Source organism: Pseudomonas sp. BLCC-B112 (assembly GCF_028550695.1).
GTDB classification, from domain to species: domain Bacteria; phylum Pseudomonadota; class Gammaproteobacteria; order Pseudomonadales; family Pseudomonadaceae; genus Aquipseudomonas; species Aquipseudomonas danubii.
The window spans coordinates 130,285-154,786 of sequence record NZ_JAQQGK010000001.1 but is presented as its reverse complement, the minus strand read 5'-3'; the positions used below and the strand labels follow the sequence as shown (position 1 = coordinate 154,786).

At 61.7% G+C, this 24,502-nt stretch carries 20 protein-coding genes; 14 read left to right on the top strand and 6 right to left on the bottom strand.

Annotated elements, in window-relative coordinates; all coding sequences use genetic code 11:
- Positions 1-62: 62 nt before the first annotated feature.
- The 6 genes from PQT43_RS00695 to PQT43_RS00670 all read left to right on the top strand — a co-directional run bounded on the left by PQT43_RS00695 (position 63) and on the right by PQT43_RS00670 (position 7,070).
- Positions 63-1,439: an OprD family porin gene (locus PQT43_RS00695; protein ID WP_267269376.1), complete on the top strand. Its 1,377-nt coding sequence runs from the start codon at positions 63-65 to the stop codon at positions 1,437-1,439.
- 78 nt (positions 1,440-1,517) lie between these two features.
- The gene (locus PQT43_RS00690; protein WP_110596008.1) at positions 1,518-3,113 is read left to right on the top strand and encodes an ABC transporter substrate-binding protein; all 1,596 of its coding nucleotides are present in this window, start codon (positions 1,518-1,520) and stop codon (positions 3,111-3,113) included.
- 73 nt (positions 3,114-3,186) lie between these two features.
- On the top strand, positions 3,187-4,197 hold the full coding sequence (locus PQT43_RS00685; protein ID WP_102861119.1) for an ABC transporter permease subunit: 1,011 nt from the start codon (positions 3,187-3,189) through the stop codon (positions 4,195-4,197).
- 11 nt (positions 4,198-4,208) lie between these two features.
- The gene (locus tag PQT43_RS00680) at positions 4,209-5,120 is read left to right on the top strand and encodes an ABC transporter permease subunit (RefSeq protein ID WP_123393761.1); all 912 of its coding nucleotides are present in this window, start codon (positions 4,209-4,211) and stop codon (positions 5,118-5,120) included.
- Positions 5,121-5,130: 10 nt separating this feature from the next.
- Positions 5,131-6,099, top strand: a complete 969-nt coding sequence (locus PQT43_RS00675) for an ABC transporter ATP-binding protein (protein WP_110596007.1) — start codon at positions 5,131-5,133, stop codon at positions 6,097-6,099.
- Positions 6,099-7,070: a peptide ABC transporter ATP-binding protein gene (locus tag PQT43_RS00670; RefSeq protein ID WP_102861117.1), complete on the top strand. Its 972-nt coding sequence runs from the start codon at positions 6,099-6,101 to the stop codon at positions 7,068-7,070. Before PQT43_RS00675 ends, PQT43_RS00670 begins: the two co-directional genes overlap by 1 nt.
- 106 nt (positions 7,071-7,176) lie before the next feature.
- Here PQT43_RS00670 and PQT43_RS00665 read toward each other — a convergent pair whose 3' ends face one another.
- Both PQT43_RS00665 and PQT43_RS00660 read right to left on the bottom strand, forming a co-directional pair.
- Complete coding sequence (locus PQT43_RS00665; RefSeq protein WP_170001157.1) at positions 7,177-7,422, bottom strand: hypothetical protein; 246 nt, start codon at positions 7,420-7,422, stop codon at positions 7,177-7,179.
- Positions 7,423-7,757: 335 nt separating this feature from the next.
- Positions 7,758-9,341 carry a peptide chain release factor 3 gene (locus PQT43_RS00660; protein ID WP_102878351.1) on the bottom strand — a complete coding sequence of 528 codons (1,584 nt, stop codon included), beginning with the start codon at positions 9,339-9,341 and terminating at the stop codon, positions 7,758-7,760.
- A gap of 349 nt (positions 9,342-9,690) precedes the next feature.
- Here PQT43_RS00660 and PQT43_RS00655 point away from each other — a divergent pair, with 349 nt between their 5' ends.
- The 5 genes from PQT43_RS00655 (at position 9,691) to PQT43_RS00635 (ending at position 14,969) form a co-directional block, all read left to right on the top strand.
- A complete protein-coding gene (locus PQT43_RS00655) occupies positions 9,691-10,407 on the top strand; it encodes an ABC transporter permease (protein ID WP_102878350.1) in 717 nt (238 codons plus the stop codon).
- 24 nt (positions 10,408-10,431) lie between these two features.
- On the top strand, positions 10,432-11,328 hold the full coding sequence (locus PQT43_RS00650) for a glycine betaine ABC transporter substrate-binding protein (RefSeq protein ID WP_110653061.1): 897 nt from the start codon (positions 10,432-10,434) through the stop codon (positions 11,326-11,328).
- A gap of 15 nt (positions 11,329-11,343) precedes the next feature.
- The gene (locus PQT43_RS00645; protein WP_102861112.1) at positions 11,344-11,997 is read left to right on the top strand and encodes an ABC transporter permease; all 654 of its coding nucleotides are present in this window, start codon (positions 11,344-11,346) and stop codon (positions 11,995-11,997) included.
- On the top strand, positions 11,994-13,151 hold the full coding sequence (locus PQT43_RS00640; RefSeq protein WP_102861111.1) for an osmoprotectant ABC transporter ATP-binding protein OsmV: 1,158 nt from the start codon (positions 11,994-11,996) through the stop codon (positions 13,149-13,151). The genes PQT43_RS00645 and PQT43_RS00640 overlap by 4 nt, the downstream gene beginning before the upstream one ends.
- Positions 13,152-13,805: 654 nt before the next feature.
- Positions 13,806-14,969 (top strand): type III PLP-dependent enzyme, encoded by a 1,164-nt coding sequence (locus tag PQT43_RS00635; RefSeq protein ID WP_102861110.1) that lies wholly within the window; start codon positions 13,806-13,808, stop codon positions 14,967-14,969.
- Positions 14,970-15,020: 51 nt separating this feature from the next.
- On the opposite strand, the gene PQT43_RS00630 is transcribed toward PQT43_RS00635, so the two are convergent.
- The 3 genes from PQT43_RS00630 to PQT43_RS00620 are packed head-to-tail and all read right to left on the bottom strand — an operon-like array spanning position 15,021 to position 16,705.
- Positions 15,021-15,209, bottom strand: a complete 189-nt coding sequence (locus PQT43_RS00630; RefSeq protein WP_267270080.1) for a hypothetical protein — start codon at positions 15,207-15,209, stop codon at positions 15,021-15,023.
- Between the two features lie 26 nt (positions 15,210-15,235).
- Entirely contained in the window at positions 15,236-16,021 is a 786-nt protein-coding gene (locus PQT43_RS00625; protein ID WP_267269373.1) for a tetratricopeptide repeat protein, read from the bottom strand.
- Positions 16,022-16,024: 3 nt separating this feature from the next.
- Complete coding sequence (locus PQT43_RS00620; RefSeq protein WP_060842472.1) at positions 16,025-16,705, bottom strand: Fe2+-dependent dioxygenase; 681 nt, start codon at positions 16,703-16,705, stop codon at positions 16,025-16,027.
- Between the two features lie 207 nt (positions 16,706-16,912).
- On the opposite strand from PQT43_RS00620, the gene PQT43_RS00615 reads away from it, so the two are divergent.
- Both PQT43_RS00615 and PQT43_RS00610 read left to right on the top strand, forming a co-directional pair.
- Positions 16,913-19,168: a TonB-dependent receptor gene (locus PQT43_RS00615; protein ID WP_272753392.1), complete on the top strand. Its 2,256-nt coding sequence runs from the start codon at positions 16,913-16,915 to the stop codon at positions 19,166-19,168.
- Between the two features lie 155 nt (positions 19,169-19,323).
- A complete protein-coding gene (locus tag PQT43_RS00610; protein ID WP_272753391.1) occupies positions 19,324-21,855 on the top strand; it encodes a sulfite reductase flavoprotein subunit alpha in 2,532 nt (843 codons plus the stop codon).
- An 86-nt stretch (positions 21,856-21,941) separates the two neighbouring features.
- Here PQT43_RS00610 and PQT43_RS00605 read toward each other — a convergent pair whose 3' ends face one another.
- A complete protein-coding gene (locus tag PQT43_RS00605; RefSeq protein WP_267269370.1) occupies positions 21,942-23,483 on the bottom strand; it encodes an alkaline phosphatase D family protein in 1,542 nt (513 codons plus the stop codon).
- 230 nt (positions 23,484-23,713) lie between these two features.
- Between PQT43_RS00605 and PQT43_RS00600 the strand changes: the two genes are divergently transcribed.
- Positions 23,714-24,493, top strand: coding sequence for an SDR family NAD(P)-dependent oxidoreductase (locus PQT43_RS00600; RefSeq protein ID WP_110653068.1), 780 nt, complete (start codon positions 23,714-23,716; stop codon positions 24,491-24,493).
- Positions 24,494-24,502: the final 9 nt, after the last annotated feature.

The window sequence follows — 24,502 nt, the reverse complement described above, 5'->3', positions numbered from 1 at the left end:
GTTCCAAAAACAGCCGGCCCAAAAAAACCGGCACTTAAAAAGAAAGCAAAGGAGCTTCACCCATGAAACTGAGCAGCAGCGCATTGTTAGCCTTGGCTATCAGTAGCATCACCGCCACGGCCTATGCGGAGAACGTCAGCCAGGACTTCGTACCGACTGTAAAGAACAGCACCAATGCCCAGGCGGAGACCAAAGGCTTCATCGAAGGGCAGAGCCTGTCGGGTACCACCCGCAACTGGTACGCCAACGAGCTGAAACGTCGCGATGATCGTTTTTCGTACAACCATAACGGTCAAGCAACCTCGACCCCACGCCGCATCAACTGGGTCCAGGGCACCATTCTCAACTACAGCTCCGGCTTCACCGAAGGCACCGTGGGCGTCAGCACCGAAGTCGCGGCCTACAACGCCATTGCCCTGGATCGTGACCGCAAGCACATCGCCGGCAAGAACAACCGCACCCTGACCCATTCCGACGGCGATGCCGTGGGCCAGTGGAGCAAGCTGGGCCTGGCCAACGTCAAGTTCCGCGTGTCCAACACCACCCTGACCGCCGGCCGGCAGAACTTCAGCACGCCAATCGTCGATGTCATCGGCAACCGTGCACTGCCTTCGAGCTTTGAAGGGGTGAGCATCCACAGCGAAGAATTCAACAACCTGTCGTTCGATGCCGGCACCTTCGACCGGGTATCGCCACGGACCGAACAGAGCCTGTCGAAATTCCGCTCCGAATACACCAACAACACCGCCGAGACCGACCGCGTGAGCATCGTCGGCCTCAACTACCAGCCGCTGAAAAGCCTGAAGACCAGCCTCTACGCCTCCAAGGTGGAAGACTTCTGGAACCAGTACTACTTCGGCGGCACCCACGAGCTGGGCGACAGCTCGGTACTGAGCCTGACCACCGGGCTGAACTACTACAAGACCGTCGACACCGGCAAGAAAGAGATGGGCAATATCGACAACGATACCTACTCCCTGTCTCTCGGCCTGACCCACCAGGCCCATAGCCTGACCTTCTCGTACCAGGAAGTCAGCGGCAACGAGTACTTCGACTACCTGCACGAAACCAACGGCATCTACCTGGCCAACTCCCTGCTCTCGGACTTCAACGGCCCGAACGAGAAATCCTTCCAGATCGCCTACGGTCTGAACATGGCCGAATACGGCGTACCCGGCCTGAAGTTCAACATCTACCAGGCCCGTGGCTGGGGCATCGACGGCACCCATTACACCGGCACGGCCTACGACGTGAAGAAAATGGACGGCGAACACCACTACGAATACGGCATCGGTGCTTCCTACGCCGTGCAGAGCGGCCCGCTGAAAGCGACGGCGATCCGCGCCACCTACACCACTCACCGCGCGAGCGAGAACCAGGCCGACGGCAACATCAATGAATTCCGTCTGGTCACCACCATCCCGTTCAATATTCTCTAACCCACCAGTTGAAGGGCGGACTCATGACGAATCCGCCATTCAAGCTAATCTGGTTCAATTGATTGCAGAGGGTTCTTGATGAAAATGCTTCCCCTGAGAGCGGCCATGGGCGCCGCACTGCTGAGCGTCGCCATGGGCGTCGCAGCCAAACCCTTGGTGGTCTGTACCGAAGCCAGCCCGGAAGGCTTCGATATGGTCCAGTACACGACTGCAGTCACTGCCGATGCGGTGGCGGAAACCATCTTCAACCGCCTGGTGGACTTCAAGCCCGGCACCACGGACATCCAGCCCGCCCTGGCGGAGTCCTGGGAGATCAGCCCGGACGGCCTGCAATACACTTTCCACCTGCGCAAAGGCGTCAAGTTCCACACCACCGACTACTTCACCCCAACCCGCGACATGAACGCCGACGACGTGCTCTGGAGCTTCCAGCGTCAACTGGACCCGAAGCATCCCTGGCATGACAAATCCAGCGTCGGCTTCCCCTATTTCGAAAGCATGGGTTTCAAGGAACTGCTCAAAAGTGTCGAGAAGACTGACGACCACACCGTGGTCTTCACCCTGACCCGCCGCGAGGCACCGTTCCTGGCCGACATCGCCATGGCCTTCTCTTCCATTTTCCCGGCGGAATACGCCGACAAGCTGCTCAAGGAAGGCAAGACAGCCGACCTCAACAGCAAGCCCATCGGCACCGGCCCGTTCATTTTCACGCGTTACGCCAAGGACGCCCAGGTCCGCTTCAAGGCCAACCCGGACTACTTCCGGGGCAAGGCACCGGCGGACCCGCTGGTGCTGGCAATTACCACCGATAACAACGTGCGCCTGCAGAAGCTCAAGGCCAACGAATGCCAGATCGCCCTGTACCCCAAGCCCGATGACATCCCCAGCATCAAGGCCGACGCCAACCTCAAGGTCGACGAGCTGGCCGCCATGACCACCGGCTACATCGCCATGAACACCACGCGCAAATACATGAGCGACGTGCGGGTACGCAAAGCCATCGACATCGCCTTCGACAAGGAAGCCTACGTCAACAGTCTCTATGGCAAAGGCAACGCCCTGGTGGGTACCGGTCCTTATCCTCCGACCTTGCTGGGCTTCAACACCAGCCTGCAGAACCCGGCCCGGGACCTGGACAAGGCCCGTGCCCTGCTCAAGGAAGCCGGCGTGCCGGATGGCACGGTCATCACCCTGTTCACCCGCAATGGCGGTGGCCCAACCAACCCCAACCCTTTGCTGGGGGCCCAGATGATGCAGGCTGACCTGGCCAAGATCGGCCTCAAGCTCGAGATCCGCGTCATGGAGTGGGGCGAGATGCTCAAGCGTGCGAAAAACGGCGAACACGATATGGTGTCGGCCGGCTGGGCGGGTGACAACGGCGATCCGGACAACTTCCTGACCCCGAACCTGAGTTGTGACGCCGCCAAGAACGGCGAAAACTACGCCCGCTGGTGCAACAAGGAGTTCCAGGACCTGATCGACCAGGCCCGTTCCGACGCTGAACCTGCCAAACGCGCAGAGCTCTATGAAAAGGCGTTGCTGATTTTCCAACAGGATCAACCATGGATTCCCATGGCCTATCCGAAGATGTTCACCGCCATGCGCAAGAACGTCGAGGGTTACCACCAGAGCCCCCTGACCACCAACAACTTCGCGACCACCCAAGTGAAGTGATAAGAAACGCCCGCCGCCCTTGACCCCAAGGGCGGCGGGAACGCCTAACCGGCTGATTGAGGTACTTCAGAAGATGTTTAGTTTTATTGCCCGCCGTGTGGGGTTGTTGATCCCCACATTCTTCGGCATCACCTTGCTGACCTTCGCCTTGATACGCATGATTCCCGGCGACCCCGTGGAAGTCATGATGGGCGAACGTCGGGTCGACCCCGAGATGCATGCCCAGGCAATGGAACGCCTTGGATTGAACAAACCGCTGTATGCCCAATACCTGGACTACATCGGCAAGCTCGCCCACGGTGACCTGGGCGAATCCCTGCGCACCCGCACCAGTGTGTGGAGCGAATTCACTTCGCTGTTCCCCGCGACCCTGGAACTGTCCATGGCCGCCCTGCTGTTCGCCGGCATCCTCGGGCTGCTGGCCGGGGTGATCGCCGCCCTCAAGCGAGGCTCCCTGTTCGACCATGGGGTCATGGGCATCTCGCTGGCGGGTTACTCGATGCCGATCTTCTGGTGGGGCCTGATCCTGATCATGTTCTTCTCGGTAAGCCTGGGCTGGACCCCGGTGTCCGGACGCATCGACCTGCTCTACGACATCGAGCCGAAAACCGGCTTCATGCTCATCGACACCCTGCTGGCCAAAGACACCGACGCCTTCTTCGACGCCCTGCATCACCTGATCCTGCCGGCCATCGTGCTGGGCACCATTCCCCTGGCAGTGATCGCGCGGATGACCCGTTCCTCGATGCTCGAAGTGCTGCGTGAAGACTACATCCGCACCGCCAAGGCCAAGGGCCTGTCGCCGGCCCGGGTGGTGTTTGTCCACGGCTTGCGCAACGCACTGATTCCGGTACTCACGGTGGTTGGCCTGCAAGTCGGCACCCTGCTGGCCGGCGCCGTGCTGACCGAAACCATCTTCTCCTGGCCGGGAATCGGCAAGTGGCTGATCGAAGCCATCGGCGCCCGGGACTATCCCGTGGTGCAGAACGGCATCCTGCTGATCGCCTGCCTGGTGATCATGGTCAACTTCGTGGTGGACATCCTCTACGGCTTTGCCAACCCACGCATCCGTCACCAGCGCTGAGATCAAGACTAATGAGCACTCCAACTTCCTCAGTAGCAGTCGATCAAAGCCTGCTCTATCCGTCCGTCTACAAAGAATTCTGGCAGCACTTTTCGCGCAACAAAGGCGCAGTGGCCGGCCTGCTGTTCATGCTGCTGATCGTGTTCTGCGCGCTGTTCGCCCCTTGGGTGGCGCCGCACAACCCCAGCGAGCAGTACCGCGATTTCCTGTTGACGCCGCCGGTCTGGCTCGAAGGCGGGCAGATGCAGTTTCTGTTGGGCACCGACGAACTGGGCCGCGACCTGCTGTCGCGCCTGATCCAGGGTTCTCGGCTGTCGTTGCTGATCGGTTTGTCGTCGGTGGTGATGTCGCTGATCCCGGGCATCCTCCTGGGGCTGTTCGCCGGTTTTTTCCCGCGCTTGCTGGGCCCGACCATCATGCGCCTGATGGACATCATGCTGGCCCTGCCTTCGCTGCTGCTGGCCGTGGCCATCGTCGCCATCCTCGGCCCAGGCCTGATCAACACCGTGATCGCCATTGCCGTGGTGTCCCTGCCGTCCTATGTGCGCCTGACCCGTGCCGCGGTGATGGGCGAACTGAACCGCGACTACGTGACCGCCGCGCGCCTGGCCGGTGCCGGCCTGCCGCGCCTGATGTTCATCACCGTGCTGCCCAATTGCATGGCGCCACTGATCGTCCAGGCCACCTTGAGCTTCTCCTCGGCCATCCTCGACGCCGCCGCCCTGGGCTTCCTCGGCCTCGGCGTGCAACCGCCAACTCCAGAGTGGGGCACCATGCTGGCCTCGGCCCGGGACTACATCGAACGCGCCTGGTGGGTCGTGAGCCTGCCGGGTCTGACCATTTTGCTCAGCGTGCTGGCAATCAACCTGATGGGCGACGGCCTGCGCGATGCGCTGGACCCGAAACTCAAGAACGCCGCCTGAGGAGATTCCCATGTCATTGCTAGAAATCAAGAATCTCAACGTACGCTTCGGCGATGCCACGGCGGTGCCGGTGGTGGACGGTCTCGACCTCAAGGTCGACAAGGGCGAAGTGCTGGCCATCGTCGGCGAGTCCGGCTCCGGCAAATCGGTGACCATGATGGCGCTGATGGGGCTGATCGAGCATCCCGGCATCGTCACCGCCGATGCCTTGAGCTTCGACGGCCGCGACATGCTCAAGCTCAGCGCCCGCCAGCGCCGGCAGATCGTCGGCAAGGACCTGGCCATGGTCTTCCAGGACCCGATGACCGCGCTCAACCCCAGCTACACCGTGGGCTTCCAGATCGAGGAAGTGCTGCGCCTGCACCTGAAGATGTCCAGCAAGGCCGCGCGCAAGCGCGCCATCGAGCTGCTGGAAAAGGTCGAGATTCCCGGCGCTGCCAGCCGCATGGACGCCTACCCGCACCAGCTCTCCGGTGGCATGAGCCAGCGGGTGGCGATCGCCATGGCGATTGCCGGCGAACCCAAGCTGCTGATCGCCGACGAACCCACCACCGCTCTGGACGTGACCATCCAGGCGCAGATCATGGACCTGCTGCTCAACCTGCAGAAAGAGCAGAACATGGGCCTGGTGCTGATCACCCACGACCTGGCCGTGGTGGCCGAAACCGCCCAGCGCGTCTGCGTGATGTACGCCGGCCAAGCCGTGGAAGTCGGCCAGGTGCCGCAGCTGTTCGACATCCCCGCGCACCCTTACAGCGAAGCGCTGCTGGCGGCGATTCCCGAGCACAGCCTGGGCGCCACCCGCCTCTCGACCCTGCCGGGTATCGTCCCCGGGCGTTATGACCGCCCACAAGGCTGCCTGCTGTCGCCACGCTGTCCCTATGCTCAGGACAACTGCCGTCAGCAACGCCCCAGCCTCGACCCGAAAGCCGCCAGCCTGGTGCGCTGCTTCTACCCGCTCAATCAGGAGGTGGCGTAATGGCCGTCGTTCTTACCGCCCGCGACCTGACCCGTCACTACGAAGTGTCCCGTGGCCTGTTCAAGGGCCATGCCACCGTGCGTGCCCTCAACGGCGTGTCCTTTGAACTGGAAGCCGGCAAGACCCTGGCCGTGGTCGGCGAGTCCGGCTGTGGCAAGTCCACCCTGGCCCGGGCCCTGACCCTGATCGAGGAACCCTCTTCCGGCTCGCTGAAAATCGCCGGCCAGGAAGTGGCCGGCGCCGACAAGGCCCAGCGCAAGCAACTGCGCAAAGACGTGCAGATGGTGTTCCAGAGCCCTTATGCCTCGCTCAACCCACGGCAGAAGATTGGTGATCAACTGGCCGAGCCGCTCTTGATCAACACCAAGCTGTCCGCCGCCGAACGCCGGGAAAAAGTCCAGGCGATGATGAAGCAGGTGGGCCTGCGCCCCGAGCATTACCAGCGCTACCCACATATGTTCTCCGGCGGCCAGCGCCAGCGCATTGCCCTGGCCCGGGCGATGATGCTGCAACCCAAGGTGTTGGTGGCGGATGAGCCAACCTCGGCCCTGGACGTGTCGATCCAGGCCCAGGTGCTGAACCTGTTCATGGACCTGCAGCAGGAATTCAACACCGCCTACGTGTTCATCTCCCACAACCTGGCGGTGGTGCGTCACGTCGCCGACCAGGTGCTGGTGATGTACCTCGGCCGGCCGGTGGAAATGGGCCCCAAGGAGGACATCTACACCCGCCCCCTGCATCCCTACACCCAGGCGCTGCTGTCGGCGACCCCAACCATCCATCCGGACCCGGACAAGCCGAAGATCAAGATCGTCGGCGAATTGCCCAACCCGCTGAACCCTCCACCCGGCTGTGCCTTCCACAAGCGCTGCCCCTACGCCACCGAGCGTTGCAGCACGCAAGAGCCGGCCCTGCGCCAGCTCGACAGCCGCCAGGTGGCTTGCCACTACGCCGAGCAGTTTGTGGTTTAAGCGGACATGAAAAAGGCGCTCCCGAAACACTCCGGGAGCGCCTGTACAGTGTTCCACTCGCCCCTGGCAATGGATTGCGCATCAGTCCGTGGCCAGGGGTTTTCTTTTAGCTCTGGCTGTCACCCTCGTCGTCATCGTCGGTGGTCTGATCGTCATCGCCCGAACTGCCCCCCTGCCCTTCATCCCCCGGTTCCGACTCGGACTGGGCGAGCATCTGTTCCGGTTCGCCTATGGTCGACGAAAAGCCCGGCTCCTTGACCTCCAGCAGATTGTGAGCCCAGGCCGCCGAGGTTCCGAGCGACAGCATCACCAGCACTTTGATCAGCAACAGCGTGCGTTGAAAAATATTCATAGCCGATTCCATCCTTCACAGGTGAATCATCAAAGGCTGCGCCCAAGCTTGCGAAGGTCACAGCACTGTCTGAAACCTAGTCCCGATATCCCGGCTTTTCCAGATAGCAGGCTATCGACAGCCAAACCTGCCGGGCCCTTCCGACTAACGGCGCTCCCTGAAATACACCACAACCGGTAGGAGCCTGCTTGCCGGCGAAGAGGCCCGCAAGCCATGCTCCGCCGCGTCCGCCGCCTTCGCTGGCAAGCCAGCTCCTACGGGGCGGCGGGCCTATCCTGCGCGCAACAAAAAGCCCCGCTGTCTGCACAGCGGGGCTTGGGGTGTTACAGGCGAACTTAGTGATGTTCGCGGGTGGCGCGGAATTTCACGTCTGGCCAGCGCTCTTCCATCAGCGCCAGGTTGACCCGGGTCGGCGCCAGGTAAGTCAGGTGACCACCGCCGTCCAACGCCAGGTTTTCCACCGCCTTGTTGGAAAACTCTTCCAGCTTCTTCTTGTCGCTGCACTCAATCCAGCGGGCGGACCATACGGTGATCGGCTCATAGGAGCACTCCACCTTGTATTCCTCCTTCAGGCGGCTGGCCACCACATCGAACTGCAGCACACCGACGGCGCCGAGGATGATGTCGTTGCTGCGCTCCGGGAAGAACACCTGGGTCGCGCCTTCTTCGGCCAGCTGTTGCAGGCCCTGGCGCAGTTGCTTGGACTTGAGCGGGTCCTTCAGGCGCACGCGGCGGAAGAGTTCCGGGGCGAAGTGCGGGATACCGGTGAAGCCCAGGGCCTCGCCTTCGGTGAAGGTGTCGCCGATCTGGATGGTGCCGTGGTTGTGCAGGCCGATGATGTCGCCAGCGTAGGCTTCTTCCAGCTGTTCACGCTCGGAGGAGAAGAAGGTCAGGGCGTCGCCGATGCGCACGTCCTTGCCGGTGCGCACGTGGCGCATCTTCATACCCTTCTCGTACTTGCCCGAGCAGATGCGCATGAAGGCGATACGGTCGCGGTGCTTGGGGTCCATGTTCGCCTGGATCTTGAACACGAAACCGCTGAATTTCTCTTCCTGGGGCGCGACGCTACGCTCGTTGGCAACACGAGCCAGCGGCAGCGGCGCCCAGTCCACCACGGCATCGAGTACGTGATCGACACCGAAGTTGCCCAGGGCGGTACCGAAGAACACCGGGGTCAACTGGCCGTCGAGGAACTCCTGCTGGTTGAACTCGTGGCAGGCACCCTGCACCAGTTCCAACTGCTCGATGAAACGCTCGTACTCGTCACCCAGGTGGGCACGGGCTTCGTCGGAGTCGAGTTTCTCGATGATCTTGGTTTCGGTACGTTCGTGGCCGTGGCCCGGGGTGTAGACGATGATGTAGTCGCCCGCCAGGTGGTACACACCCTTGAAGTCGCGGTAGCAACCGATCGGCCAGGTGATAGGCGCGGCCTTGATCTTCAGCACCGCTTCGATTTCGTCCAGCAGCTCGATCGGGTCGCGAATATCGCGGTCGAGTTTGTTGATGAAGCTGACGATGGGCGTATCCCGCAGGCGGCAGACGTCCATCAGGGCGATGGTCCGTGGCTCAACGCCCTTACCGCCGTCGAGCACCATCAGCGCCGAGTCCACGGCGGTCAGGGTGCGATAGGTATCTTCCGAGAAGTCTTCGTGGCCCGGGGTGTCCAGCAGGTTGATCATGTGTTCGCGATAGGGGAACTGCATGACCGACGTGGTAATGGAAATACCCCGCTGCTTCTCCATCTCCATCCAGTCGGAAGTGGCATGGCGGTCGGACTTACGCGATTTGACGGTACCCGCCACCGCAATCGCCTTGCCCATCAGCAAGAGCTTTTCGGTGATGGTGGTCTTACCCGCATCCGGGTGGGAAATAATGGCGAAAGTGCGGCGTTTCGCGACTTCGGCGGCCTGGTTGGTCATGGGAAATCGCCTGGCGGTGATCAAAAAAGGGCGCAGATTATAGCCCACACAAAGCCTTGCGGGCCACCGCTGCCCCCGTCGCCCAGGCCACCGCGCGGCAGATAAACGGTGGCTAAATGCTGCCAAATATGGAACCTTTTAAAACGTGGAGACGTCCACTCCCCTGTCACGCGCTGTCGTCAGGGGCTGAAATATCAGCACGTTAGCTTGACGAAGCTGCGCTCATGGCTCGTTCACCCGCCGCTTTGCCGGCACTCGACGAGCTGCTTTTCGCGCGTACTTTCGCGGCAGCCAGGAATGGCCTTGCCACACGGGAAAGTGCCCGCCGACTGAAAAAAGGAGTCCGCCTGTGGCTATTCGCTATGGCAAAGGGCTGATAGGAGGCGCTGCGGTCATCGCCCTCCTGGCCCTGCTGGTCCACTGGATCGGCATCACGACGATCGAACACTACCGCGACGATCTGTTGTTCTACCTGCAAGCTCATCTGTTCCTGGTCCTGGCGTCCATGCTCGCCGCACTGCTCGTGGGCATCCCCGCCGGCATCTTCCTCAGCCGCCCGAGCATGGTCGGACGCGCCGAACGCTTCATGCAAGTGTTCAACATCGGTAACACCGTCCCCCCTCTGGCCGTCCTGGCCATCGCCCTGGGGATTCTCGGCATCGGCAGTGGTCCGGCCATCTTCGCGTTGTTCCTCGCCTCCTTGCTGCCCATCGTGCGTAACACCTACGAAGGCCTGAAAAACGTCCAGGGTTCCCTCAAGGAAGCCGCCGTCGGCATCGGCATGACCCCGCGCCAGGTGCTGTGGAAAGTCGAATTGCCCAACGCCGTGCCGATCATCATCGGTGGCGTGCGGGTGGCCCTGGCGATCAACGTCGGCACCGCGCCCCTGGCCTTCCTGATCGGCGCCAACAGCCTGGGCAGCCTGATCTTCCCCGGCATCGCCCTGAACAATCAGCCGCAATTGCTGCTCGGCGCCGCCTGCACTGCGCTGCTGGCCTTGCTCCTCGACGGTCTGGTCACCCTGGCCAGCCGCCTCTGGCTGGAACGTGGTCTGCGCCCGTCCTAAGTCCGTAAGCGCCAAGGAATGAACATGAAAAAAACAAGCCTGATACTCGGCTGCATCCTGCTTTTCGCTGGATGGGTGCAAGCCGCGGAAAAACCACTGATCCGCATTGGTGCCCGGGTCTTCACCGAACAGACCCTGCTGGCGGAAATCACCTCCCAGTACCTGCGCAGCAAGGGTTACGACACCCGCGTCACCGGCGGCCTGGGCAGCAACCTGGCGCGCAGCGCCCAGGAAAGCGGCCAGCTGGACCTGATCTGGGAATACACCGGGGTCTCGCTGGTGGCCTACAACCACATCGACGAGAAACTCGACAGCCAGCAGTCCTACGCCCGAGTCAAAGAACTCGACGCGAAAAAAGGCCTGGTCTGGTTGGCGCCGTCCAAGTTCAGCAATACCTACGCCCTGGCCCTGCCGGAGAACGTGGCCAAGGAACATCCGCAGATCAACAGCATCAGCGACCTGACCCGAGCCCTGGCCGAAAACCCCAAGGAAAACCGCCTGGTGGCCCTGGACACCGAGTTCGCCAACCGCTCCGACGGCCTGGCCGGCATGGTCAAGCTGTACGACATGAACCTGACCCGCAAGAACACCCGGCAAATGGACGCCGGCCTGGTCTACACCGCCTTGCGCAATGGCCAGGTATTTGCCGGTTTGGTCTACACCACCGACGGTCGGCTCAACGCCTTCAAGCTCAAGCTGCTGCAAGACGACAAGCATTACTTCCCGGACTACACCGCAGCCCCCGTGGTGCGTCAGGCGTACCTCGACGCCCACCCGCAATTGGCGGCGGACCTCACGCCGCTGGCGGCGCTGTTCGACGACGAAACCATGCGCCAGCTGAACGCGCGGGTCGACGTCGACCATGAAAGCCCATCCGCCGTGGCCGCAGATTTTCTGCGCCAGCATCCGATCAACCACTAATAGAGAGGAGAAGACATGGAATTCTTGAACGCCTTTTCCCATCTCGATTGGGCCCAGGTCCTGCACCTGACCTGGCAGCACATCACCCTGGTGGGCATCGCCGTGACCCTGGCGATTGTCTTCGGTGTGCCCCTGGGCATCCTGATGACCCGCTTCCCGACCCTGGCCGGCCCGTTGCAGGCCAGTGCCACCGTGCTGCTGACCATCCCCTCCATCGCCCTGTTCGGCCTGCTGCTGCCGTTCTACTCCAAGTTCGGCCAGGGCCTGGGGCCGCTGCCGGCCATCACGGCGGTGTTCCTCTATTCCCTGCTGCCGATCATGCGCAACACCTACCTGGCCCTGACCGGCGTCGAGCCGGGCATCCGCGAAGCCGCCCGCGGCATCGGCATGACCTTCGGCCAGCGCCTGCGCATGGTCGAACTGCCGATCGCGGTGCCGGTGATCCTCGCTGGGGTGCGCACCGCCGTGGTGATGAACATCGGCGTCATGACCATCGCCGCCACCATTGGCGCCGGCGGCCTGGGCGTACTCATTCTTGCTTCCATCAGCCGCAGCGACATGTCGATGCTGATCGTCGGCGCGCTACTGGTCAGTCTCCTGGCCATCTTCGCCGACCTGCTTCTGCAATGGCTGCAACGCTCGCTGACACCAAAAGGACTGCTCAAATGATCGAACTTCAAAAGCTGACCAAGACCTTCCAAAGCAACGGCAAGACCATCACCGCCGTTGACTCCGTAAGCCTGACCGTCAATGAAGGCGAGATCTGCGTATTCCTCGGCCCTTCGGGCTGCGGCAAAAGCACCACGCTGAAGATGATCAACCGCCTGATCAAGCCCACCTCGGGCAAGATCCTGATCAACGGCGAAGACACCACCGACCTCGACGAAGTCACCCTGCGCCGCAACATCGGCTATGTGATCCAGCAGATCGGCCTGTTCCCCAACATGACCATCGAGGAAAACATTGTGGTGGTGCCCAAGCTGCTGGGCTGGGACAAGCAGAAATGCCACGACCGCGCCCGTGAGCTGATGAGCATGATCAAGCTCGAACCCAAGCAGTACCTGCATCGGTATCCACGTGAGCTGTCCGGCGGCCAGCAACAGCGCATCGGGGTGATTCGCGCCCTGGCGGCGGACGCCCCGCTGCTGCTGATGGACGAACCCTTCGGCGCGGTGGACCCGATCAACCGCGAGATGATCCAGAACGAGTTCTTCGAGATGCAGCGAGCGCTGAACAAGACCGTGATCATGGTCAGCCACGACATCGACGAAGCCATCAAGCTGGGGGACAAGATCGCCATCTTCCGCGCCGGCAAGCTGCTGCAGATCGACCACCCGGACACCTTGCTGGCGCACCCGGCGGACGACTTCGTCAGCAACTTCGTCGGCCAGGACAGCACCTTGAAACGCCTGCTGCTGGTCAAGGCCGAAGACGCCGCGGACAACGCACCGTCGGTGAGCCCGGAAACCCCGGTAGCCGAGGCCCTGGACCTGATGGACGAACACGACCGCCGCTACGTGGTGGTGACCTGCGCCGAGAACAAGGCCCTGGGTTATGTACGCCGTCGCGACCTGCACCGTCAGACCGGCACCTGCGCCCAGTTCCTGCGGGAGTTCAACGCCACCGCCGCCTACGACGAACACCTGCGGATTCTTCTGTCGCGCATGTACGAGTTCAACCGTTCGTGGCTGCCGGTGCTGGATGCCGAGCGGGTATTTCTCGGTGAGGTGACCCAGGAATCCATTGCGGCCTACCTGAGCTCCGGGCGTTCGCGGGGGATGAAGACCAACATCGTCTCGCCGGCTGAGGCAGTGGTCGCCTGATCAATAAATAGCCAATAACGAACCTGTGGCGAGGGCGCTTGCTGCACTTGGGCCGTGAAGCGGCCCCTCTTTGCCAAAAAGAGTGGAACTGCTGCGCAGTTCACCGGGAGCAAGCACCCTCGCCACTGGTTTTTCGGCCCACTTACATGGCGGAAAAAAATATCAACAGCCGCCCCCGCGAACGCCGTCCGGCGGCACCTTCCGAAACAGCCAAGATCCCCCTCTGACCAGCCTCTCGTCGCTAACGTCGCCGATGTTGACGCCTTCATACTTTCCAGACACTTGGAGCGCAAAAGCGTCGAACGTGCAGGTATTTTTAACACCTGGAAAATCTTCGGGAACATCTGTCCGTCATCTGTGTCGGCTACAAAGAGAGGTGTCGTTTACGCACGTCAGACAAGTGCAAAAACGCGACATTTTTTGTTGATCTCAGGCCCCTCACCACCTAAAGTTCGCGCCGAACGTCCATGCTGGAAACGATCCATCCGGCTCAAGTACTGACGACGAGACAGCAAGGCCAAGGGAAACTTTCCCATGGCCTTTTTGCTTTCGGCGACATGCCTTGGGAAGTAGGCGAACCAAAGTGGGGATACGGAGGACGTTCTGATTTGCACCCATTGATTTCTAACGTTTGCCAGTAGGAGCTCCCAACGCATGTCGATTAACGTCGAAGACTATTTCGCGCGCGAAACCTTTCAAAAAATGAAGGCGTTCGCCGACCAGCAAGAAACCCCGTTCGTGGTCATCGACACCCAGATGATCGCTCAGGCCTATGACGACCTGCGCGCCGGTTTCGAATTCGCCAAGGTCTACTACGCGGTCAAGGCCAACCCGGCCGCCGAGATCATCGACCTGCTGCACGAAAAAGGCTCCAGCTTCGACATCGCCTCGATCTACGAGCTGGACAAAGTGCTGGGCCGCGGCGTCAACCCGGCCAACATCAGCTACGGCAACACCATCAAGAAATCCAAGGACATCCGCTACTTCTATGAGAAGGGCGTGCGTCTGTATGCCACCGACTCCGAAGCCGACCTGCGCAACATCGCCAAGGCCGCCCCGGGTTCAAAAGTCTATGTGCGCATCCTCACCGAAGGCTCCACCACCGCCGACTGGCCACTGTCGCGCAAATTCGGCTGCCAGACCGACATGGCCATGGACCTGCTGATCCTCGCCCGCGACCTGGGCCTGGTGCCTTACGGCGTGTCGTTCCACGTGGGTTCGCAACAGCGCGACATCAGCGTCTGGGACGCGGCGATCGCCAAGGTCAAAGTGATCTTCGAACGCCTGAAGGAAGAAGACGGCATCGAGCTCAAACTGATCAACATGGGCGGTGGCTTCCCGGCCAACTACATCACCCGTACCAACAGCCTGGAAACCTACGCCGAGGAAATCATCCGCTTCCTCAAGGAAGACTTCGGCGACGAGCTGCCGGAAATCATCCTTGAGCCTGGCCGTTCGCTGATTGCCAACGCCGGCATCCTGGTCAGCGAAGTGGTGCTGGTGGCGCGTAAATCCCGCACCGCCGTGGAGCGCTGGGTATACACCGACGTGGGCAAATTCTCCGGCCTGATCGAAACCATGGACGAGTCCATCAAGTTCCCGATCTGGACCGAGAAGAAAGGTGAAGTGGAAGAAGTGGTGATCGCCGGCCCGACCTGCGACAGCGCCGACATCATGTACGAGAACTACAAGTACGGCCTGCCGCTGAACCTGGCCATCGGCGACCGCCTGTACTGGCTGTCCACCGGCGCCTATACCACCAGCTACAGCGCGGTGGAATTCAACGGCTTTCCGCCGCTGAAGGCGTTTTACCTGTAAGGACAGTGGCTAGCTGCTAGCGACAAGCTGCAAGAAAAAGCCCATGACCTGTCATGGGCTTTTGGCTTTTTGTGGCGGCGGCTTTGGCAAAGGACAAGGCTGACTCAAGCTCGCAGCCAACGCCACGACTTGCTGATGGTCGATCACTCTTGCGCAATCGACATCGGCCATTGCTTCCAGTGTCCTGCGAGTGGCGACATTGAAAGACGGCAGGCCAAAAGAGACCTGGGAATCACTCATGAGACTTTTCCTTGCGTCATCCCCACTCAGGCCAAGTCTGCAAGCTGCTCGCCATCCCGTTCATCCGCCAATTGCGCTGCGCGCCGCTGATAGGCCTGGGCCAGTTCGCGAATCTTTGGATGCGTGGCATTGAGCAACGCAGCGCAAGCCACCCGCAGGAAATTCAGGTTGCCGCCCGCCAGGGCCTGCTGCAGCCAATCCACGGCTTCGTCGATACGACCGGCATCCGCCAGCACCGCTGCATAACTGAACTGCCCGCGAAAATCACCGCCCTCGGCCGAGCGTCGATACCATTCATGGGCCGCTTGCGGGTCAGCCGGACACACCAGTCCCTCCTCCAGGTAACGCCCCAGCAGGTTCATCGATTTGGCATGCCCCAGCTCTGCCCCACGGCGATAGCAGGCCAGTGCTAGGGCGTGGTTCTGCGCCACACCACGGCCGGTGGCCAGCTGGTTGGCGTAGTTGTACAGGCCCCAATCCAGCCCCGCTTCGGCGGCCAATCGGTAGTGTCCAGCAGCGCGGGCGGCATCCGCCGGGCAACCCCAGCCATGCTCATGGCAGCGGCCGAGCATGTTGCGCGCCATCAGGTGCCCACGTCGCGCGGCGATTTCGAACCAGCGCAAGGCCAGGGGTTGATCCTGCTGGATGCCGTGGCCGTCGAGGAGGATCTGTCCCAGCAGCGCCTGGGCCTCCACCAGCCCCTCTCGGGCCGCCACCAATATCGCCTGGGCCGCACGGGCCGGACTCTGTTGGAGCATGGCGCTCAGTTGCGCGCCGTCGAGGACTTCCTCGCGGCGAAGTTGAACAGTCACCGCCTACACCTCGACCCAGCGCCGCAGCAGGTTGTGATAAGTGCCGGTCAGGCGGATCAGCGATGGATGCTCGGGCACATCCCGGGTCAGTTCCTGGATCGCTCCGTCCATCTCGAACAGCAAGGCGCGCTGACTGTCTTCGCGCACCAGGCTCTGGGTCCAGAAGAAGGAGGCATAGCGAGCGCCGCGGGTCACCGGGTTGACCTTGTGCAGGCTGGTGCCGGGGTACAGCACCATGTCCCCCGCCGGCAGCTTGACCCGCTGCAGGCCGTAGGTGTCCTGGATCTCCAGCTCGCCGCCGTCGTAATCCTCGGGGTCGCTGAAGAACAGGGTCGATGACAGATCGGTGCGCACCCGCTCCGCGCTGCCCTTGGGCTGGCGCACGGCGTTGTCGATATGGAAGTCGAAACTGCCGCCGGCGGTGTAGCAGTTGATCAGCGGCGGGAACACCTTGTGCGGCAAGGCGGCGGACATGAACAGCGGGTTCTGCCACAGGCGATCGAGCATTGCCGCGCCGATCTCCTGGGCCAGCGGATGCCCTTCGGGCAGCTGCAGGTTGTGCTTGGCCTTGGCCGACTGGTAACCGGCGGTGATCTTGCCATCCGCCCAGTCCGCCTGCTCCAGGGCTTCACGGATGCGCCCTACTTCATCACGGGTGAACACGCCGGGGATGTGCAGCAACATGGCCAGGTACCTGAGCAGCGAAAGGTCCTCAATGGTATTGATTCTTATTGACTGTGTAAAACCCGGTGACGAATGAGCGCGCAAAAACCGTAAGGATAAATTGTAAAGATTGTAAATTCAGTGCGAATAGTAACGTTTCGCAATTGATAACGATTGTTTCTTTCCCCTATATTCCGCGACCTCAAATCCTTGGGGAGGGGAACCACCATGTCACGCCAACAACCACCATCCGCTGTCAGTTCACCACGCCTGCTGGCCTCCGCCATTGGCGTGGCGATTACCGCCGGCTCTGCGGGCCATATGGTTCAGGCCGCCGAAGACACCCAGCAAAAGACCGCGGGCAAGGCCATTGCCCTGGATGCCACCAGCATTACTGGTGAGGCCCAGGAGCAGACGTCTTACAAGGTCGACTCCTCCTCCTCGAAAAAATACACAGCACCATTGCGGGAAACGCCGAAAAGCGTGACGGTGATTCCCCAGCAAGTGATGCGCGACACTGCTGCCACCAGCCTGGTGGATGCCCTGCGCACCACACCCGGGATTACCTTTGGTGCCGGTGAAGGCGGCAACCCGGCCGGTGACCGCCCGATCATTCGCGGCTTCAACGCCGAAAGCGACGTGTTCATCGACGGCATGCGTGATCCTGCCTCGCAAAGCCGGGAGATCTTCAACGTCGAGTCCATCGAAGTCAGCAAGGGCCCTGGCTCGGCCTTTACCGGTGCCGGTTCCACCGGCGGCAGCCTGAACCTGGTGTCCAAGACCGCCAAGCTGGGCAACTCCTACAACGGTGGGTTCACCTGGGGCTCGGACCAGACCAAACGCACCACCCTGGACCTCAACCAGCAGATGACCGAGAGTTCGGCCTTTCGCCTGAACCTGATGAAGCACGAGGCCAACGTGGCCGGTCGCGACGCCGTGGAAGTCAGCCGCTGGGGCGTGGCGCCCTCCTTCGCGTTCGGCCTGGGTACCGACACCCGGGTCACCGTGGGCTACTACCACCTCAACACTGACGACATCCCGGACTACGGCATCCCGTTGACCAACAGCGGCACTCGTCGCAGCAAGTACAACGTCGACAAACCGGTCAGCGTCAATCGTGACAACTTCTACGGCCTCACCGGCCGCGACTACCGCAAGACCAGCGAAGACAGCGGCACGATCAAGATCGAACACGATCTGAACGACAACCTGACCCTGTCCAACAGCTTCCGCCTGTCGCGCTCGACCCTGGACTACATCGTCACCAACCCAGATGACAGCCGTGGCAACGTGGCCAATGGCACCGTCTACCGCAGCCCGAAAAGCCGCAACTCGACCTCCAAGGGCTGGACCAACCAGACCGACCTGAGCGCCAAGTTCGACACCGGTTTCATCGAGCACAGCCTGGTGACCGGTATCGAGTTCTCCTACGTGGATACCCACAACCGTGCCTACGACGTGACCTCGGCGGTCAACGGCAGCACCTGTAACGCGGCCCTGATCGCCAACGGCGACTGCACCAGCCTCAACAACCCGACGCCGGGCGCCGGCTGGAATGGCACCATCAAGGACAGCGCGGCCTACACCGACACCGACACCAAGACCGCTGCGGCCTACGTGTTCGACACCCTGAAGTTCAACGAACAATGGTCGCTGAACCTGGGCCTGCGTTTCGACGACTACCAGACTCGTTCCAGCGGCTTCGCCACTCGGGCCCCGGCGGGTGAATTTTCCCGCGAGAACAACTCGCAGCTGTGGAACTACCAAGTTGGCGTGGTCTACAAACCACTGCCCAACGGCAGCGTCTACGCCGCCTACTCCACCTCCAGCAACCCAGCGGGCGAGACCAGCGGCAACGGCGGCCTGGACTTGGCCGCGAACAACAGCAGCCTGGACCCGGAAAAGAACCGCAACTACGAAGTGGGCACCAAGTGGGACTTCTTCGATGACGATCTGTCGTTGACCGCGGCCCTGTTCCGCACCGAGAAGACCAACGCGCGGATCAACGACCCGGATGGCGGCGCCACCCAGGTGCTGGACGGTGAACAACGGGTCAACGGCCTGGAACTGACCTACAGCGGCAAGCTGACTCGCAACTGGAAGGTCTACGGCGGCTACACCTACATGGAAAGCGAAGTGGTGAAAACCACCCTGGCGGTGGACGAGGGCAACCACACCCCGAGCACACCACGGAACAACTTCACCCTGTGGTCGACCTATGACCTGATCCCGGAACGCCTCACTGTCGGCGCCGGCGCCACCTTCGTCGATTCGCAGTTCGGCAACATCGCCAACTCGGTGGAGATCCCGTCCTACTGGCGCTACGACGCCATGGCCAGCTACAAGCTGACCAAGAACGTCGACCTGCAGCTCAACGTGCAGAACCTGACCGACAAGCGTTACTTCGACCAGGTGTTCCAGACCCACTACGCCCACGTAGCCGCCGGCCGTACCGCCCTGATGAGCGCCAACTTCCACTTCTGACCCAGCAGCCGACCGCCTGTGGCCCCCGCCACAGGCCGCCAAGCCCCACGCATTGCAATGCCTGGGGCTTTTGCGTGTAAAAAAGAATGCTTCTCGACAACCCACGGCATACTGCGCGCCGTGTTTTCTCTCTCTGGACGAACAAGGCGAGTGACGTGTTGAAGAAAACCCTGTTCCAGCTGCACTGGTTCTTCGGCATCAGCGCGGGGCTGGTCCTGGCCCTGATGGGCATCACCGGGGCGACGGTGTCGTTCCAGGACGAGATCCTGCGCGCCCTCAACCCATCGGTGCTGCAAGTCGACAAGCTGCCCGCCGGGGTGCTGCCACCCGCCGAACTGGTGGACAAAATCCAGGCCGCCGAAGGCAAGACCGTGTCCATGCTCTGGGTGGAAACCGACAGCGGCAACGCCGCGCGGGTGTTCTTCACCCCGCCGCCAGGGGAGCGCCGTGGCCAGATGCGCTACTTCGATCCCTACACCGGCGAGTTCCTGGGCGACGCGGTCGGCCAGGACTTCTTCGGCTTGATGCTGCAGCTGCACCGTTTCCTGGCCATCGGCGACACCGGCCGGCAGATCACCGGCGCCTGCACCCTGATCCTGATCTTCTTCTGCCTGTCCGGGCTGTACCTGCGCTGGCCGCGTCAGGTCGGCAACTGGCGCGTATGGCTGACCCTGGACTGGGCCAAGAAAGGCCGCGGCTTCAACTGGGACCTGCACGCGGTGTTCGGCACCTGGTGCCTGCTGTTCTACCTGCTGTTCGCCCTCACCGGCCTGTACTGGTCCTACGACTGGTACCGGGAGGGCCTGACCAAACTGCTCTCCGACTCGCCACACAGTGAGCGCCAGCGCGGTGGTCGCGGCGGCCCACCGCCCAAGGGCCCCGCCCCCGTGGCGGACTACAACGCCATGTGGAGCAGCATCTACAGCGCTGCCGGCAAAAACCTCAGCGGCTACAACATCCGCATGCCCGCCGTGGCCGGGCAGCCGGCGACGGTGTTCTACCTGCTCAAGGATTCGCCCCACGATCGCGCCCTGAACCAGCTCACTCTGGACCCCGCCACCGGGGTCATCAGCCGTCATGAGCGCTACGCCGACAAGAGCCTCAAGGCGCAGTTGCTCACCAGCGTCTACGCCCTGCACGTGGGCAGCTATTTCGGCCTGATCGGACGCATCGTGCTGACCCTGGCTTCGCTGAGCATGCCGTTGTTCTTCGTCACCGGCTGGCTGCTGTACCTGGATCGCCGGCGCAAAAAGCGCCAGATCAAGAACGCACGCCAAGGCCTGGAAAGCAGCGCCGACGATGGCTCCGCGTGGCTGATCGGCTTCGCCAGCCAGAGCGGTTTTGCCGAACAATTGGCCTGGCAGACTGCCGGGCAATTGCAAGCTGCCGGGGTCAGCGCCAAGGTCCAGTCGCTGGCCAGCCTCAGCGAACAGGATCTGCGCAGCGCCCAACGCGCGCTGTTCATAGTCAGCACCTTCGGCGACGGTGAAGCCCCGGACAGCGCCCGCGGCTTCGAACGCAAACTGCTGGGCCGCGAGCTGCCGCTTGCGGGCTTGCAATACGCCGTGCTCGGCCTCGGCGACCGCCAGTATCAGCACTTCTGCGGCTTTGCCCGGCGCCTGCATGACTGGTTGTCGAGCCAGGGCGGCAACACCCTGTTCGCCCCCATCGAAGTGGACAGCGGCGACAGCTACGCCCTGCGCCACTGGCAACAGCAACTGGGCCAACTGACCGGACAGGCTCCCGTGGACCTGTGGCAGGCCCCGGCCTTCGACAACTGGACCTTGAACACCCGAACCCTGCTCAACCCTGAAAGCAGCGGTTCCGGGGTCTACCTGCTGCAGTTGCTGGCCCCCAGTACCAGTAGCTGGCTGGCCGGGGATCTGGTGGAAGTCATGCCGCGCAACAGCCGCGGCGCGGTGGTGGATTTCCTCGCCGGCCTGGGCCTCTCCGGCAACACCCCGGTGCAACTGGATGGCCTGCAAGAAAGCCTGGAACAGGCCCTGGGCAGCCGCCAGCTGCCAGACAACCGCAGCCATCTGGTGGGGCTGCATGCCCAGGCCCTGGTGGACGCCCTGGTGCCCCTGAGCATGCGCGAATACTCCATCGCCTCGATTGCCGCCGACGGCTGCCTGGAACTTCTGGTGCGTCAGGAATGCCACCCCGATGGCAGCCTGGGGATTGGTTCCGGCTGGCTCACCGAGCATGCCGCGGTGGGTTCCAGCATCAGCCTGCGGGTGCGCCGCAACAGCGGCTTCCACCTGCCGGCCGAACCTTGCCCGCTGATTCTGCTGGGCAACGGCACCGGGTTGGCGGGCCTGCGCAGCTTGCTCAAGGCACGGATCGCCGATGGCCAGCAACGCAACTGGCTGATCTTTGGCGAGCGCAACGCCGAGCATGATTTCTACTGCAAGGATGAACTGCAGGAATGGCGCACCCGGGGCGACCTGAGCCGCCTGGACCTGGCGTTCTCCCGGGACCAGGCCGAAAAGGTCTACGTCCAGGACCGCCTGCGCCAAGCGGCCGACGAGCTGAAAAAATGGCTGGCCGACGGCGCCGCGATCTACATCTGCGGCAGCTTGCAGGGCATGGCTTCAGGGGTGGATCAGGTGCTCAACGAGGTACTGGGCACAGACCAGGTCGAACGCCTGATCGAACAGGGGCGCTACCGCCGCGACGTTTACTGAGGCGTCAGGCGCTTCGCCGGCAAGCCGGCTCCTACATCGATCCTGCGGCCCCCTCCTCCTACGGAACGGGATGCTGGTGAGGAGGGTTACACCGGTTGCAGGTTGTGCTCGTACACCGCCACGCCATCCAGGTCCCGCAGGATCACCTTCAGCTCTGCCGTCTGCCCATCGATCTGCACTTCGCCAAAGAACTGGAAACCGGCAAAGGGCGAAGTGTTCTGCGCAGGCGGCGCCTTCTGAAACACCACTTCCGGGCCGAAGGTTTTATCCAGCACATTGGGCCCGAAACTCCCGGCATTCAGCGGGCCCGCAACAAACTCCCAGAACGGCTCGAAATCCTGGAACGCCGCGCGATCCGGGTGGTAATGGTGAACGGCACAATAATGCACGTCCGCCGTCAGCCATACATGGTTGCGCACCTGATGCTTGCGCAGATGCGCCAGCAGTTCGGCAATCTCCAACTCACGCCCCTGAGCCGGTCCCGGGTCGCCGTTGGCAACGGCCTCCCAGCGCGCCACACCGGGGCTGACCTCGCCATCGGGCACGCCGAGGCCAATGGGCATGTCCGCCGCCACCACTTTCCATTGGGCCTGTGAATCCTTGAGTTCACGCTTGAGCCAATCCAGCTGCTCACGGCCCAGGAAGGGTTTCTCGCCACCGAGGTTGTCATCGTTGGCCCCGCGATAACTGCGCATGTCCAGCACAAATACATCCAGCAACGGCCCATAGCTGAGCTTGCGGTAAATCCGCCCGCCGCCATCGGCGCTCTGCCGACGCATCGGCGCATACTCCAGCCACGCCTGACGCGCGCGGCCCACCAGGGTCTGGATGTCCTTAACGGAGTAGCGCTCGTCCAACTGCTTGCCAGGCGACCAGTTGTTGACCACCTCGTGGTCGTCCCACTGCCAGATCTGCGGCACCTCGGCGTTGAAGCGACGCAGGTTCTCGTCCATCAGGTTGTAGCGGTAATTGCCCCGGTACTCGTCGAGGGTTTCAGCCACCTTGCTCTTGGCCTCGGTGGTGATATTGCGCCAGACGCGCCCGTCCTCCACGGTCAACTGCGCCGGCACCGGGCCGTCGGCGTAGATGGTGTCGCCGCTGTGGATAAAGAAGTCCGGCAAACGCAGGCGCATGGCCTCATAAATGCGCATGCCACCGATGTCCGGGTTGATGCCGAAGCCCTGGCCCACCGTGTCGCCGCTCCAGACAAAACGGATATCCCGGCGTTGCGTCGGCGCACTGCGCAAATGGCCGAACCACGGCTCACTGGCCACACCGCTCTGGGCATCCTCGAACCTCACCCGATAAAAGATCGCCTGATCGGCCGGCAACCCGGTCAATTCCACCCGCGCGGTAAAATCCGTGCGCGCATCGGCCAGCGGCGAGATGAACCGCCGAGGGTTGCCGAACAGGCTTCGCGTATCCCACTCCACCACCATCCGCGCCGGGCGATCCGTGCGACTCCAGATCATCGCCTTATCCCCCTGCAGATCCCCGGACTGCACTCCATCGGTGAGCTGCGGCCGATCCTTGACCGAAGCAATCACCGCCGGCGCCAGGCTCGGCAGCAACAGCCCCGCCCCGGCGATTTGCATGATCCGACGACGGCCGAGGTTGAACTCGCTCATGGTGACTCCCTGACAATGGTCAAAAGGCAACCTTAGTCAGCGGGGATGAAGGGGGTGTGACAAGAGGCTTGGAGCCAGCCGCCTTTAACCTGCAACCCGGCCTTACAACACAACAAGAACAATCACTAGCCGCATCTGAAAAATCACTTCTACATCAAGTTTGATCCCACCTACCCGAAACAACCGACACGCTAAGCTCGCCCTTTCCGATACAACCAACCGAGTCGAACATGAATAATAAAAAAAGAATTTTGGTAACCGGTGGCGGAAAAGGAATAGGCGAAAAAGTCATTCGCCTGTTGGTAAGCAAGGGCTACGAAATGCACTTCACCTACTGCCGATCAAAAAAAAGCGCTGAGAAACTATGCAGTGAGTTTCCCAACAAGGTGTTCGCCCACTATTTGAATATGGCGGACCCTGACTCCATCAACACTGGCGGCTTTAGTGAGATATCAGATTGGTACGGCATTATTTTCAATGCGGGTGTGGGTTCCGCCAGCGTAAACAACTATGCCAATAGCCCTGATACTTCTGAAGATCAGTTAGATGAGGCCATGTTGAAAATCAATGCCTTGGGGCCGCTATCCCTGTATCGGCGGCTCAAGCCGAACCTGATCAAAAACAACCACGCAAAGATAATCTTTATTTCATCGGTGGGAGGAGGCATCGCCGCGTTTCCCGGCTTTCGCTACAGCGACGGAATGAGCAAGGCGGCCCTGAGCTACCTGGCCAGACAGATAGCCACAGAGAACACGGACTCTGGCATCGATGTGTTCACCCTCTGCCCTGGAGCGACCGAAACATCAATGTTTGAGGCCAGTACCCTGAATAAACTGAGCCCGTCAGAGCGTGCACACTTTGTCCAAAAACTCCCGAAAGGGCGTCTTATCCAGCCTGAAGAAATAGCTCACTGGATCGCCAAACTATTAGAACCTGAATCCACTGTATTACATGGTTGCATCATTGATGCCTCTGCCGGACTGGGCATACGCCCCAGTCACATGGACTGACCCCAGCAA

Bases quoted from the DNA above. Each gene is read 5' to 3' on its own strand.
- PQT43_RS00695 (WP_267269376.1), top strand. From the start codon at position 63: ATGAAACTGAGCAGCAGCGCATTGTTAGCCTTGGCTATCAGTAGCATC.
- PQT43_RS00690 (WP_110596008.1), top strand. From the start codon at position 1,518: ATGAAAATGCTTCCCCTGAGAGCGGCCATGGGCGCCGCACTGCTGAGC.
- PQT43_RS00685 (WP_102861119.1), top strand. From the start codon at position 3,187: ATGTTTAGTTTTATTGCCCGCCGTGTGGGGTTGTTGATCCCCACATTC.
- PQT43_RS00680 (WP_123393761.1), top strand. From the start codon at position 4,209: ATGAGCACTCCAACTTCCTCAGTAGCAGTCGATCAAAGCCTGCTCTAT.
- PQT43_RS00675 (WP_110596007.1), top strand. From the start codon at position 5,131: ATGTCATTGCTAGAAATCAAGAATCTCAACGTACGCTTCGGCGATGCC.
- PQT43_RS00670 (WP_102861117.1), top strand. From the start codon at position 6,099: ATGGCCGTCGTTCTTACCGCCCGCGACCTGACCCGTCACTACGAAGTG.
- PQT43_RS00665 (WP_170001157.1), bottom strand. From the start codon at position 7,422: ATGAATATTTTTCAACGCACGCTGTTGCTGATCAAAGTGCTGGTGATG.
- PQT43_RS00660 (WP_102878351.1), bottom strand. From the start codon at position 9,341: ATGACCAACCAGGCCGCCGAAGTCGCGAAACGCCGCACTTTCGCCATT.
- PQT43_RS00650 (WP_110653061.1), top strand. From the start codon at position 10,432: ATGAAAAAAACAAGCCTGATACTCGGCTGCATCCTGCTTTTCGCTGGA.
- PQT43_RS00645 (WP_102861112.1), top strand. From the start codon at position 11,344: ATGGAATTCTTGAACGCCTTTTCCCATCTCGATTGGGCCCAGGTCCTG.
- PQT43_RS00640 (WP_102861111.1), top strand. From the start codon at position 11,994: ATGATCGAACTTCAAAAGCTGACCAAGACCTTCCAAAGCAACGGCAAG.
- PQT43_RS00635 (WP_102861110.1), top strand. From the start codon at position 13,806: ATGTCGATTAACGTCGAAGACTATTTCGCGCGCGAAACCTTTCAAAAA.
- PQT43_RS00630 (WP_267270080.1), bottom strand. From the start codon at position 15,209: ATGAGTGATTCCCAGGTCTCTTTTGGCCTGCCGTCTTTCAATGTCGCC.
- PQT43_RS00620 (WP_060842472.1), bottom strand. From the start codon at position 16,705: ATGTTGCTGCACATCCCCGGCGTGTTCACCCGTGATGAAGTAGGGCGC.
- PQT43_RS00615 (WP_272753392.1), top strand. From the start codon at position 16,913: ATGTCACGCCAACAACCACCATCCGCTGTCAGTTCACCACGCCTGCTG.
- PQT43_RS00605 (WP_267269370.1), bottom strand. From the start codon at position 23,483: ATGAGCGAGTTCAACCTCGGCCGTCGTCGGATCATGCAAATCGCCGGG.
- PQT43_RS00600 (WP_110653068.1), top strand. From the start codon at position 23,714: ATGAATAATAAAAAAAGAATTTTGGTAACCGGTGGCGGAAAAGGAATA.